12 protein-coding genes are annotated in these 11,900 nt (G+C 68.8%); 5 read left to right on the top strand and 7 right to left on the bottom strand.

What is annotated here, in order from left to right; translation table 11 throughout:
- Positions 1-311: 311 nt before the first annotated feature.
- A complete protein-coding gene (locus VG296_RS25950; RefSeq protein ID WP_325570109.1) occupies positions 312-911 on the top strand; it encodes a PadR family transcriptional regulator in 600 nt (199 codons plus the stop codon).
- On the opposite strand, the gene VG296_RS25945 is transcribed toward VG296_RS25950, so the two are convergent.
- Both VG296_RS25945 and VG296_RS33030 read right to left on the bottom strand, forming a co-directional pair.
- The gene (locus VG296_RS25945; RefSeq protein WP_325570107.1) at positions 871-1,245 is read right to left on the bottom strand and encodes an SRPBCC domain-containing protein; all 375 of its coding nucleotides are present in this window, start codon (positions 1,243-1,245) and stop codon (positions 871-873) included. The genes VG296_RS25950 and VG296_RS25945 overlap by 41 nt on opposite strands.
- Positions 1,242-1,619, bottom strand: a complete 378-nt coding sequence (locus VG296_RS33030) for an ArsR/SmtB family transcription factor (protein ID WP_414641136.1) — start codon at positions 1,617-1,619, stop codon at positions 1,242-1,244. The genes VG296_RS25945 and VG296_RS33030 overlap by 4 nt, the downstream gene beginning before the upstream one ends.
- 198 nt (positions 1,620-1,817) lie before the next feature.
- On the opposite strand from VG296_RS33030, the gene VG296_RS25935 reads away from it, so the two are divergent.
- Both VG296_RS25935 and VG296_RS25930 read left to right on the top strand, forming a co-directional pair.
- Positions 1,818-2,663, top strand: a complete 846-nt coding sequence (locus tag VG296_RS25935) for an N-acetylmuramoyl-L-alanine amidase (protein WP_325570103.1) — start codon at positions 1,818-1,820, stop codon at positions 2,661-2,663.
- A gap of 104 nt (positions 2,664-2,767) precedes the next feature.
- A complete protein-coding gene (locus VG296_RS25930) occupies positions 2,768-3,520 on the top strand; it encodes a sulfite exporter TauE/SafE family protein (protein ID WP_325570101.1) in 753 nt (250 codons plus the stop codon).
- Positions 3,521-3,548: 28 nt separating this feature from the next.
- Here the strand turns inward: VG296_RS25930 and VG296_RS25925 are convergent, their stop codons facing one another.
- Genes VG296_RS25925 through VG296_RS25915 form a run of 3 tightly spaced genes read right to left on the bottom strand, consistent with a single transcriptional unit; the run spans position 3,549 to position 7,943 of the window.
- The gene (locus tag VG296_RS25925; RefSeq protein ID WP_325570099.1) at positions 3,549-4,769 is read right to left on the bottom strand and encodes an acyl-CoA dehydrogenase family protein; all 1,221 of its coding nucleotides are present in this window, start codon (positions 4,767-4,769) and stop codon (positions 3,549-3,551) included.
- A 13-nt stretch (positions 4,770-4,782) separates the two neighbouring features.
- A complete protein-coding gene (locus VG296_RS25920) occupies positions 4,783-6,456 on the bottom strand; it encodes a PHA/PHB synthase family protein (RefSeq protein ID WP_325570097.1) in 1,674 nt (557 codons plus the stop codon).
- The gene (locus VG296_RS25915) at positions 6,453-7,943 is read right to left on the bottom strand and encodes a long-chain fatty acid--CoA ligase (protein WP_349259690.1); all 1,491 of its coding nucleotides are present in this window, start codon (positions 7,941-7,943) and stop codon (positions 6,453-6,455) included. Before VG296_RS25915 ends, VG296_RS25920 begins: the two co-directional genes overlap by 4 nt.
- Before the next feature lie 184 nt (positions 7,944-8,127).
- On the opposite strand from VG296_RS25915, the gene VG296_RS25910 reads away from it, so the two are divergent.
- Positions 8,128-9,351 (top strand): helix-turn-helix domain-containing protein, encoded by a 1,224-nt coding sequence (locus VG296_RS25910; protein ID WP_325570093.1) that lies wholly within the window; start codon positions 8,128-8,130, stop codon positions 9,349-9,351.
- 5 nt (positions 9,352-9,356) lie between these two features.
- Positions 9,357-10,181, top strand: coding sequence for a poly(3-hydroxyalkanoate) depolymerase (gene phaZ, locus VG296_RS25905; protein WP_414641135.1), 825 nt, complete (start codon positions 9,357-9,359; stop codon positions 10,179-10,181).
- Between the two features lie 66 nt (positions 10,182-10,247).
- Here the strand turns inward: phaZ and VG296_RS25900 are convergent, their stop codons facing one another.
- Positions 10,248-11,120, bottom strand: coding sequence for a YwqG family protein (locus VG296_RS25900; protein WP_325570089.1), 873 nt, complete (start codon positions 11,118-11,120; stop codon positions 10,248-10,250).
- 158 nt (positions 11,121-11,278) lie between these two features.
- Entirely contained in the window at positions 11,279-11,821 is a 543-nt protein-coding gene (locus VG296_RS25895) for an HdeD family acid-resistance protein (protein WP_325570087.1), read from the bottom strand.
- Between the last annotated feature and the right edge of the window lie 79 nt (positions 11,822-11,900).

Genomic DNA, 11,900 nt, shown 5'->3' with positions numbered 1-11,900 from the left:
GCGGCGCCAAGGAACTCGGCAGCCGCGTACTCGCCGTGACCGCCGACCCGACCAGTCCCCTCGGCACGCTGGCGGACGTGGTGCTGCCCGTGCCCCCGCCCGCTGCGCACCAACCAATTCGGCGGCAGCCTCTTCGAGCAGGGAGCGCTCCTGGTGCTCGACGCCGTCGTCATGGAATTGGCGGCCGAAGCGCACGACGCGTACGAGGCGATGCGGGCGCTGCACACCAACATGCAGTGAAGGTATGCAGTGAAGGAGTCTGCGATCCTATTCACCTAATTGATTAATCACCAGACGCTACGATGGGCGGCATGGCTCTACGCAACGCGGTCATGGCCGCCCTCCTCGAGGGCGAGGCGTCCGGATATGACCTCGCGAAGGGGTTCGACGCCTCGGTCGCCAACTTCTGGATGGCCACCCCCCAGCAGCTCTACCGGGAACTCGAACGCATGGAGGCCGACGGACTCGTCACAGCCCGCGTCGTAGAGCAAGAGCGTCGCCCCAACAAACGACTGTTCTCACTGACCGACGCCGGACTCGAGACGGTACGGGCCTACACCGCCGAACCTCCGGCCAGACCCACGGCGATCAGGGACGAACTGATGGTCAAGGTCCAGAGCGTCGACGCCGGCGACATCGAAGCCGTACGCTCCGCGATCCGCGAACGCATCCAATGGTCCACCGCCAAGCTGGCCCGCTACGAGCGACTGCAGGCACACCTGCTCGACGGACGCACCGAAGACGAGTACCTCGCAACCGCCGAACGAATCGGCCCGTACCTCACCCTGCTCCGCGGAATCAGCTTCGAACAAGACAACCTGCGCTGGAGCGCACTAGCCCTCAACCGGCTACAACAGCGCACTCCAGCCGCTACAGCCCCGATAGCCCCCACCACGCCGGCAACCACCTGACGACGGGCCCAATAGCGGGCGGGCTGGGCAGTAGTGGGCTGTCGCTGTCACGGTGCATGTGGTTAGTCATGACAATGCGCTCGTTGGGCACGATGTCGCGGAACACGGCCTCGTAGGTGAACGTCGGACCTCCGTCCTGACTGACGAAGACGTTGCGCTCGGTGCCGCCGACGCGAAAGTCGACCTCCATCGTCGGCGCGCTACCGTCTTCGACGGCTGCGAACCAGCGGTTCTTGGCGACCGGGTCGCCCCAGGCCGCGAAGACCCGCTCGGGCGCGGCGTCGTAGATGCGCTCGAGGACGAAGGTCGAGTGAGTGACGGAGTGTTCGGTCATGGCGCTTGCTTCCGCTCTGATGCTCGATCAGCGGATTGATCTGTTGCCGGGGGTTGCTCGGCGAGGAGACCGCCGACGCGGTCGAGGCGGCCCTCCCAGTCCGTCCGTTGCCCGGAAAGCCAGCCCTCGGCGGCGCGCAGGGCGGCCGCCTCGACGCGACAGGTGCGGACGCGTCCGACCTTCTCCGTATGGACCAGCCCGGCCGCCTGCAGAACCTGCAGATGCTGGACGACGGCCGGCAGCGACATCGCGAACGGCGCGGCCAACTCACTCACCGATGCCGGACTCCCGACCAGCCGTTCGATCATGGCGCGGCGTGTCGGGTCGGCGAGCGCGTGGAAGACCTGGTCGAGGGAGGCGGGTTGGTTAAGCACATCCTTAGCTATAGGCCGGGACCGCGATAAAGTAAACCACCCACTTAAGTATCTACGGCGGGCGGCTGGCAGACAAAATCCCGGTGATCGGACTTCCGGCGCGGCCTCGTTCATGGCACGGTTGGCCGGGTGATAGCCCACAACCCACGAATACGCCGTCGTCTGGTCGCGGTGGCGGCCGGAGGCGCTCTGAGTACCTTGGCACTCACCTCGTGCCAAGCCACCGCATCCGCCAACACGGCGTCGGAAGCCAGCGCCACCGCCGCAGCTAGCGCCGCAGCCAGCGCCGGCGCCACGACGGGCACCGGTACCACCGCCACCAGCACCAGCGCCTCGCCGAAGGCAGCCGTGGCAAGTGCTTCATCCGCTTCCCCGACACTCAGCGGCAAGACCGTGGTGCTCGACCCCGGTCACAACGGCGGGGACGAGAGTCACACGGCGCAGATCAACCAACTCGTCCCCATGGGGTTCGGCAAGTACAAGACCTGCGACACGACCGGCACCAACGCCGACGACGGCTATGCGGAACACCAGTTCAACCTCCAGGTCGCGACCTCGGTGGAGAACCTGCTCGAACAGCGCGGCATCAAGGTCATCATGACGCGGACGAACGACACCGGCGTCGGGCCGTGCGTCGATGTGCGCGCCGCCATCGGAAACAACGCGCACGCTGACGCCGCAGTGTCGATTCACGGCGACGGCTTCGACGCCAGCGGACACGGCTTCCAGATCATCCAGGCCGCCAAGTCCGTCGGCGGCACCGCGAACGACGCCCGTTCGAACACGCTCTCCGAGGCGATGCACACGACGTTCCTGTCCGAGTCGGGACTGACGCCGTCCACCTACATCGGCACCGACGGATACGAGGTACGCAGCGACCTCGCCGGACTGAACCTCTCCACGGTCCCGAAGGTCTTAGTGGAGTGCGGCAACATGAAGAACCCCGGCGACGTGGCGCTCATGGAGTCCCCCGCAGGCCGTGACCGCATCGCCTCGGCGATCGCCGACGGCATCATCGCCTTCTTGGAGCAGGGCTCGAAGTAAACCAACCCAGCGGGATTCCGCTCAGGGGCAGCGGGCGTGCGATCAAGCTCACAGGCGGGTGGCCTGGTGAGCGGCTGCCGACATCGGCCATGCTGAAGCCGATCATGACTCTTGCTGATGGCTTCATTCTGCTCGCGGCCGGCATACTGGGCGGCCTTGCCAGCACGGTCGCCAGCGTCGCGAGTGTCGTGTCCTATCCCGTCCTGCTCGCGCTCGGCCTGCCGCCGCTGTCGGCCAACGTCACCAATACGGTGTCATTGGTGCTGACCGGTGTCGGGTCCGTTCTCGGCTCTCGTCCCGAACTGGTCGGCCAACGCGCACGCGTAGTGCGCCTCAGTGTTCTCACCGCGCTCGGCGGCGGGACCGGGGCCGCGATCCTGCTCGTCGCACCCGCCGACACGTTCGCGGTGGTGGTCCCGATCCTGATCGGCGGCGCGTCGGTGATGCTGCTCCTACAGCCGAGGATCCGCGGAATGGTCGCGACGCCGGACTCCGAGGATTCCCGCAGCCGGAAACTGGGCGTGTTCGCGGTCGCGGTGTACGCGGGATACTTCGGCGCGGCCGCGGGAGTGCTGCTGCTGATCGTACTGAGCACCATGCTGACCGAGTCCCTGGCTCGGATCAACGCCGTCAAGAACGCGATCAGCGGGGTGGCGAACGGCGTCGCGGCAAGCCTGTTCGCCGTATTCGCGCCGGTGCACTGGGCCTACGTCCCGCTTCTCGCCGCCGGATTCCTGATCGGCGGGTTCACCGGTCCCCGGCTCGTGCGCCGCCTGCCGGTTCGGGCGCTGCGTATCTTCATCGCCGCGGCCGGAATCGCGCTCGCCGTGAAACTCGGGCTGTCCGCCTACCGGTGACGGCCGACGACCGTCTCGCCGAGTTCGGCTAGCTGAACGCGCCGAGCCCGGTCACCTCCCGCCCGACGATCAGGGCCTGGATCTCCGCGGTGCCCTCGTAGGTGACCAGTGCCTCCATGTCGCACAGATGGCGCATGATGTGGAACTCGAGGGTGATGCCGTTGCCGCCGAGGATGTCGCGGGCCAGGCGGCAGACGTGGCGGGCCTTGACGCTGCAGAAGTACTTGGCCAGCGCGGCCATGGTGTCGGTCATCCGGCCCTCGTCGATGAGGCGTCCGAGGCGGATGCAGTACAGCTGCATGGCGGTCACCTCGCCGAGCATCTCGACGAGTTTGGCCTGGATGAGTTGCGTTGCGGCGATCGGCTTGCCGAATTGGACGCGTCGGCGGGCGTAGGTGAGTGCGATCTCGTACGCGGCGACCGCGTGTCCGGTCGAGGCCCAGGCGACCATGTTCCGGGTGCCCGTCAGGACCTTCGCGACGTCGGCGAACGAGGCGCAGCCGGCCAGCCTGCGATCCTCGGAGACGCGCACGTCGTCCAGCAGGATGTCAGCGTTCTGCACCATGCGCAGCGCCATCTTGCCGTCGATCTTCGTGGCGTGGAATCCGGGGTCGTCCCTGCGCACGACGAACGACTTGATCCGTCCGTCCTCGACATCCCTGGCGAACACGACGATCAGGTCGCACCAGACGGCGTTGCCCGGCCAGCGCTTTCGGCCGTTGATCACCCAGTTCTCGCCGTCACGGCGCGCGGTGGTCTCAAGCGCGACCGCATCCGAGCCGTGCTCAGGTTCGGTCAACGCGAACGCGCCGATCGTCTCCAGCCTGGCCATCGAAGGCAGCCATCGCTCCCGTTGCTGCTCTGTTCCCAGCAGGTAGACGGACTTCATGGCGAGCCCGACGTGCACGCCCAAGAACGTGCCGATACTTCCGTCCAACCGACCCAACTCGTAGGAGACCAGGCCTTGACCCACCGCGGTCATCGGAACCGTGCCATAGCCGCGCATGCCGTCGCCGACGATGTCCAGGTCCCGCAGCTTCGCGACGAGCTCGAACGGGAATTCGCCGCGCTCCCAGTAGTCGTTGACGACCGGCAGGATCTCCAGTTCGCCGAACGCGCGGACCCTGTCGAGCAGTGCCGCCTCGTCGGCGGAGAGTTGCTCGCGCATGAGGAAGTTGTCCGTGCCGAGCGAGCGGGCGATGCCGTCGGCCAGGGCCGCGGTGGTCGGGTCGGTCGTCGGGTCGGTCATCGACGATCTCACCTCATTTGTCGAAGATGTATGTGCCGGGCGCGTCCTCGAGCGGCCGGAACTCGGAGCTGCCCAGGTGGTCCGGGGCCTGCTTCTCAGCGCCCGAACGCTCGCGCAGCCAGTCGGCGTAGTCGGGCCACCACGAGCCCTTCACGGTCGGTGCGGCCTGCTGCCACTCATCGGCGCCCGGGGTGACGTCGTCCATGACCTGGAAGCTGGATTTCGGGTTGCCCGGCGGATTGACCAACGCTGCGATGTGCCCGTTGGTGGAAAGCACGAACCGGACCTTGCCGCCGAGCAACTGACTGCTGCTGTAACAGTTCGTCCAGGGGCAGATATGGTCGGCGGAGCCTGCCACGACGTACGAGTCGACGGTGATCTTGCGCAGGTCGATCTCCGTGCCGAGTACGGAGACTCCGCCGGGGTGGGCCAGCTTGTTGTGGATTGCGGCTTCGATGAAGTCGCGGTGCAGCGCCGCGGGCATCCGGGTGGTGTCGGCGTTCCAGTACAGGATGTCGAACTTCGGAGGGTCCTCGCCCCGCAGGTAGTTGTTGACCCAGTAGTTCCAGATCAGGTCGCCGGGACGCAGCCAGGCGAAGACCTCCGCGAGGCTGCGGCCGTCGAGGTATCCCTTGCGCTGCGAGCTGGCGACGGCGCGTGCGGCGAGCTCTTCGTCGACGAGTGCCGAGGCGAGCCCGGCCTTGTTCTGGTCGATCATCGTGACCATCAGACTCAGGCTGGCGAGTCGGTCGAGGCGTCCGCCGGCGGCCCGGTACGCCGCGGTCAGGCAGGCCAGCAGCCCGCCGGAGCACGCCGCGACGACGTGCGCCGAGTCGACTCCGGTGATCTTGTCGACGGCGTCGAACGCGTCGAGCAGGGCCTGCGCGTAGGCGTCGAAACCCCATTCGCGATGACGGGCGTCGGGATTGCGCCATGAGACGACGAACACCTGCTGGCCTTGTCCCACCAGGTATTCGATCAGGCTGCGGCCGGGCGCGAGGTCGAGCACGTAGTACTTGTTGATCGTCGGCGGGATGATCAGCAGGGGCACCTCACGGACCGTTTCGGTCTGCGGGCGGTACTGGATCACTTCGAGCATCGGAGTGCGCAACACGACCGAGCCGGGTGTCACCGCGAGGTCGGTACCGACCTGGTAGGCGTTCGGAGGGACCATGGACGGCACGCGCGGCGGAGCGCTCAGGTCGCGGAGAAGGTTCCGCGGACCGATGACCATGTTGGCGGCTCCGGTGTCGATCGCCGCCTTCCACGCGACCGGGCTCAGCAGCGGGTTGTTGCTCGGCGAGGCGGCCTCGATCAGATTCGAGACCGCGAACCCGATCCGCTCGGCATCCGCCCAATCCAGTGACGCATCCCGCACCAGCGCCTCGGCACAGGTCCCGGCGGCGAGATAGGCCTGCACCATCCGGTGCAGCAGCGGGCTGCGGGTCCACGCGGGGTCGGTGAAGCGCCGGTCACGACGGGCCGGGGCCATCGCTGAGGTGCCCACGGCGATCCGGCCGAGCTCGGCGGCCAGCGCGGCACCGCGAGCGGCCACCTGTCGCGGTCGTCCGGCGAGCGCCGCGGCGAATCGCAGGGTGCTGTGTACGGGCAGCAGCCTGCGTAAGGCGCCGACCGATGCCTGGGCCAGCAACTGGTCGAGCGGAGCGGCGACGTCCGGCCCGCTCACCGCGCGCCGTCCGGCGCTCGGATCTCCCGCTTGAGGATCTTCCCGGTCGGGCCCTTGGGCAGCGCCTCCACCAGCCACACATGACGCGGATACTTGTACGGCGCCACCCGCGCCTTGACGTATTCGCGCAGCTCGTCGGCCTCGGCAGCGGTCCCCGGCTTGAGCACGATCGCGGCGGCGACCTCCTCGCCGTGGGTGGCGTGCGGGACGCCGATCACGGCGGCCTCCAGCACCGCGGGGTGTTCGTAGAGCACTTCTTCGATCTCGCGGGGATAGACGTTGAAACCGCCGCGGATGATCATGTCCTTCTTCCGGTCGACGACGTAGAAGAAGCCGTCCTCGTCCCGGCGGCCGACATCGCCGCTGTGGAACCAGCCGTCGGTGAACACGCCGGTGGTCTCTTCCGGCTTGTTCCAGTAGCCCCGCATCACGTTGTGCCCGCGGATGACGATCTCGCCGCTCTCGCCGCACGGCACCTCGTCGCCGTCCGCGTCGACCACGCGCATCTCGACCCCGTCGATCGGGATGCCGATCGATCCGGGTTTGGCGCTGTCCACGCGGTTGAACGAGGCCACCGGCGAGGTCTCGGACAGGCCGTAGCCCTCCAGGATGCGAGCCCCGAACTCGGCACCGAATCCGGTGAGCACCTCGACGGGCAGCGCGGCCCCGCCGGAGACGCACAACCGCAGTGTCGAGGTGTCGGCCACGCCGCGCCCGGCCTGCAGCATCGCGACGTACATGGTGGGCACCCCCATGAACACGCTCACCCCGTCGCGCTCGATCACTTTCAGCGCGGCCACCGGGTCGAAACGGGAGATCAGGGTGAGGCCGGCGCCGGCGAGCACGGCGACGTTGAGCGCGCAGGTCTGGCCGAACGCGTGGAACAGCGGCAGGCAGCCCATGATCACGTCGCTCTGCGTCACGCCGAACAGGCTGGAGGCCGAAATGGCTGCGTTCGCGCGTAGGTTCGCATGCGTGAGTTGGGCTCCCTTCGAGGTTCCGGTGGTGCCCGAGGTGTACAGGATGACGGCGGTGTCCTCGTCCTCTCGCAGGGCGAAATCCGTGCGCGGCGGCCACGACGCTACCTCGTCGAGCATGTCGGCCGTGACGGTCACGGTCTCGACACCGACCTCGCCGGCCCCGGCGGCGGCCTCGCCCGCGGCCGTGTGCCACGCGAAGACCATCCTCGCCCCCGAGTCGCCGAGGTAGTGCCGGACCTCGCGGGATTTGAGCAGCGGGTTCATCGGCACCACTGTCGCGCCCGCGCGCAGCACGCCGTAGTAGAGCACGACGAAGGCCGGGACGTTCGGCAGCATGATGCCGACCCGGTCGCCCGCCTCGACTCCCCGGCTCCGCAACCAGCCGGCCACGCGCGCGCTCAGAGTGTCCAACTCGGCGTACGCGATGACGGCATCGTCGAGCCGGACAGCGGGTCGACCGGGGTACTGCCCGGCAGCGTCCTTGAGATTGGTCGCGAGGTTGGTCATCATGCCTCCGTTGGCAGATGGGAACGCTGTAACGCTGTCGGGCCGCCCTGCCTTCTCATGCTTGACGGCAGGTCGCCGTCCGTCCATGTCCCCCACCCCAACATGGCGGCCCGAAAAGTGTCGCGGGATACAGAATCGGGCGGGGTGCACGACAGCGGTGACCGGCCGGACTAGGCTCGGAAGCGTGTCCCGCCACGTCCAGGACCCGGCCGTCGCCCTGATCGCACGCGGTCTGCTCGCCGAGATCGACGCGCTGACCGACGAAGCCGCGTCGCTCGTCACGGCGGAGATCGACGTCTACCGCCTCGACGGCCTGGTGCCCGCCGCCGATCTGCGCGCCTCGGTGGCGCACAACCTGGGCTACCTGCTGGGCTACCTGGCCGGATCCGAGACTCTCGAGCTCGACGCTCCGCGCCGGACCGGGCGGAAGCGCGCCGAGCAGTCCGTGCCGCTTCCGGAGGTCCTGCGGGCATACCGCGTAGCCATCGCGATGCTGTGGCAGCGACTCGTCGACTCGGCGCGCGCGGCTGGGCACGAGGCCGAGGCCGCTCTGCTCGGCGCCGCGTCGACCCTGTGGGAGATCGCTGACGACTATTCGCAGGCACTGACGGAGGCGTACCGGCAGACCGTGAAGCAGCAGTTGATCGCGGACGAACGGCGCCGGTCGGCGTTGGTCGCGTCGCTGCAGAACGGTACGACGCGCGGGCAGCCGACCGTGTGGGAGATCGCGAAGCTGCTCGGGATGCCGTTCGAGGGGGCCTTCCTCGTGGTCGTCGCCGCGACGCCCGCGGCGACCGAGGCCGTGCCCGCCCTGGAAATGCGGCTGCGCCGTCTCGAGGCCGTGTCCGCGTGGCGCGCCGAACCCGATTACGACATCGGAGTGGTCTCCTACGGCACGCGCAGGCCGGTCGGGGAGATCCTCGCGGCGATCTCCGCTACCTCCGATTGCCGGATGGGGGTGAGTCCGCCGTACAACCGGCTCGATCTGACGCCGCGTGCCACGCGGTACGCCGTGGTCGCGCTGGAGGGCCTGCGGCCGGGCGCGGCCGGGGTCAACCAACTCGAGGACGCGCCGCTGAGCGAACTGATGATCGGGAACCTCGACACCACGCGCCGGTTCGTGGAGCGCGTGCTCGGTTCCGTGCTGCGGCTGCCCGACGACGATCGCGCCATGTTCCTGGCCACCGCGCAGGCGTGGCTGGACGCTCGGGGCTCGGCGGCGGAGGCCGGGCGCCTGCTGTACTGCCATGAGAACACCGTCCGCTACCGCCTGCGCCGCCTGGAGGAGCACCTGGGCGGTCCGCTCGGTGATCCGACCACCGCTGCCGAACTCGCGGCCGCGATGCAGGCCATCCGGACGTTCCCGCACCTGAGAGCGCATGTGACCGGCTCCGGCGCGGCGCGCTGAACGCCATGGACCCGATTACTGGAACGGTGAGCGAGCGGGTCCGCGAGGTCACGGTGTGGGGACGTCGGCTCCGGGTCGTGACGCGGCCGGGCTCCGGCCGTCCGCTCGTGCTGTGCAACGGAATCGGCGCCGGTCTGGATCTTCTCCAACCGTTCGTGGACGCGCTGGATCCGGCGATTCCGGTCGTGCGCTTCGACGTGCCCGGCGTCGGCGGGTCGGCGCTGCCACGGCTGCCCTACACCTTCGCGTCGCTGGCCGCCCTGCTCGGCCGCCTCCTCGACGAGCTCGGCATCGGCGAGGTCGATGTCCTGGGTATCTCGTGGGGCGGCGGTCTGGCGCAGCAGTTCGCCTTCCAGAATCCGCGCCGCTGCCGTCGGCTGGTCCTGGTCAGCACGGCCACCGGCTGGACGATGATCCCGGCCCACCCCCGCGTGCTCAGCAAGATGATCACGCCGCAGCGCTATCGCGATCCGGAATTCGCGGTCGCGATCGCCGCGTCGGTCTACGGCGGGCGGATGCGCGACGAGCCCGCGCTGGCCCGCACGTTGCTGAGCGGGCGCTCCCCGTTCGCCTCAGGGCGCGGCTACGCCCTTCAGCTCGCCGCCGGCCTCGGCTGGACGAGCCTGCCGTTCCTCCCGCTGATCCGGCAACCGGCCCTGGTGGTCGCCGGCGACGACGACCCGCTCATCCCGACGGCCAACGCCAGGATCATGGCTCGGCTGTTGGCGCACGCGGAGCTGCACGTCTACCCCGACGGGCACCTCGGCCTGATCACCCTCGCCGACGAGCTGGCACCGCGGATCGCCCGCTTCCTGCGGCAACCCGGGTGAACTCGGGGCGTCGCGCTGCTCCCCTCCTGCGCAGGGGGTCGCAGGAGGGGAGGCCGATGGGTGCCGCTACTCGGTCTGCCAAGTAAAGACGGCCTGGTCGAAGCGGCCGTCGGCGAGGTCGTCGCGGCGGATCAGCCAGTACAGCCGACCGGCGTCGCCCCAGCCCATGGCGGTGCGCGCGTCGCTGTCGATCTGGGCGAGCAGCACCAGTTGCGCCGCGGTGTCCTCGCGCGCGTCCGCGTCCTTCTCGTCGTCGCCCGGGTGGAACACCTGCGCGGCTTCGGGCTCCACCTGGCCCTGGAGCGGCAGCGCGTAGCCGCCGATCCGGTGGTGCGGCGAGTGGTCGCGGCGGAACGCGGTGAGCACCTCCCAGAAGCCGGTGCCGTCCGGGTCGGTGGTGGGGTACTCGACGTAGTCGATCGGGTCGTCGGGGTCGCCGAAGGCGGCGATCAGCGCGGGGTTCCCGTTGTCCGGGATGGTGGGGATCAGCTCGCCGGCGAGGCCGAGGCGCGGGTACGGCCCCGCCGCGTCGGGCCGGGCGCGCGGGGCGGTCTCGGTGCCCGCCGGGACGTACAGGACGCGGGTGCCGTTGATGACGCTGTCCGCGTCGTTGTAGGCGACCGTGTTCTCGCCGAGCCCGTCGAAGTAGAAGAACAGCAGGGTCCCTGCCGTCGGCAGCGGAATGTCAAGATGCTCTGTCGGTACCCGGGAGCAGTCGAGGGCTGCGACGAAGTACAGCGGGCCGTGCCCCTCCCAGGTCGGCCACGCGACGTCGGCGGGCAGCTCCGGGTCGCCGCCGAGGTACCCGACCCGTGGTTCGCCGGGCTCGAGCGCCCGCAGGTGGAAGGCGGGGCGGAGCAGTCCCGTCAACGTCTGCGCGTCGGTGGGACTGAAGTACTGGCGCCCGGCTTGAGCTATCGGGGAATCGCTCATCTGCATGGCCCCGATCGTGCCAGAGAATGTCCGGACCGGGCCACGGCCGCGCCGAGTTCTGTTCCTGCGGACAATGTCATTGGTTCCGCCCGACAAGGGCCGAAGCGCCATGCTCCCGGGCAGGACGGAGGCGCGGCGCTTCGGTGTGCCCCAGACAGAGCTCTCTACAGGCCGGCCGGAATCCGCTTGGCGTGACTGCGGATCCGTAGCGAGCTGACGATCTCGGCGACGCCGGTGACGACCAGCCAGATGCCGGCGAAGACGGTCAGGACTCCGATGGAGTTGAACGGTGAGGCGATCACGATCAGACCGGCGAGGGTACCCACGATGCCCGCGAACAGCTGCCAGCCGCGGGCGGGCATCGCGGCGTCGGACGCCGCGGCGGCGGTCTGCGCGATGCCGCGGAACAGCCATGCGACGCCGATCCAGACGGCCAGCAACAGGATCGACTCGAAGGCGCTGCGGAAGCAGAACACGCCGAGCGCGATGGAGAGCGCACCGCTGATGAAGGCCAGTACGCGCAGCGAGGCCTCGGCGTGGGTGCCGAACGCGGCGACGATCTGCAGCACTCCGCTGACCAGGAGATAGATTCCGAAGAGCACACCGAGAACGACCAAGGTCGCGCCCGGCCACGCGAGCACGAGCGTACCGAGCAGTACCGCGGAGATGCCGATCAGCAGTACCGCCTGCCAGGCGTCACGCGCCAACCGCTGCAGGGGACCTGGAACATTGGAAATGATGGGGTCTGATTGACTCATGTCAAAAGGCTATGGCGGCACCTTGACC

This window comes from Actinospica sp. (assembly GCF_035552695.1).
In the GTDB taxonomy this organism is placed as follows: domain Bacteria; phylum Actinomycetota; class Actinomycetes; order Streptomycetales; family Catenulisporaceae; genus Actinospica.
The sequence above is the reverse complement of the archived record's forward strand: the minus strand, read 5'-3'. Positions and strand labels throughout refer to the sequence as shown.

Bases quoted from the DNA above. Each gene is read 5' to 3' on its own strand.
- VG296_RS25945 (WP_325570107.1), bottom strand. From the start codon at position 1,245: ATGACCGAACACTCCGTCACTCACTCGACCTTCGTCCTCGAGCGCATC.
- VG296_RS25915 (WP_349259690.1), bottom strand. From the start codon at position 7,943: ATGACCAACCTCGCGACCAATCTCAAGGACGCTGCCGGGCAGTACCCC.
- VG296_RS25925 (WP_325570099.1), bottom strand. From the start codon at position 4,769: ATGACCGACCCGACGACCGACCCGACCACCGCGGCCCTGGCCGACGGC.
- VG296_RS25950 (WP_325570109.1), top strand. From the start codon at position 312: ATGGCTCTACGCAACGCGGTCATGGCCGCCCTCCTCGAGGGCGAGGCG.
- phaZ (WP_414641135.1), top strand. From the start codon at position 9,357: ATGGACCCGATTACTGGAACGGTGAGCGAGCGGGTCCGCGAGGTCACG.
- VG296_RS25900 (WP_325570089.1), bottom strand. From the start codon at position 11,120: ATGCAGATGAGCGATTCCCCGATAGCTCAAGCCGGGCGCCAGTACTTC.
- VG296_RS25930 (WP_325570101.1), top strand. From the start codon at position 2,768: ATGACTCTTGCTGATGGCTTCATTCTGCTCGCGGCCGGCATACTGGGC.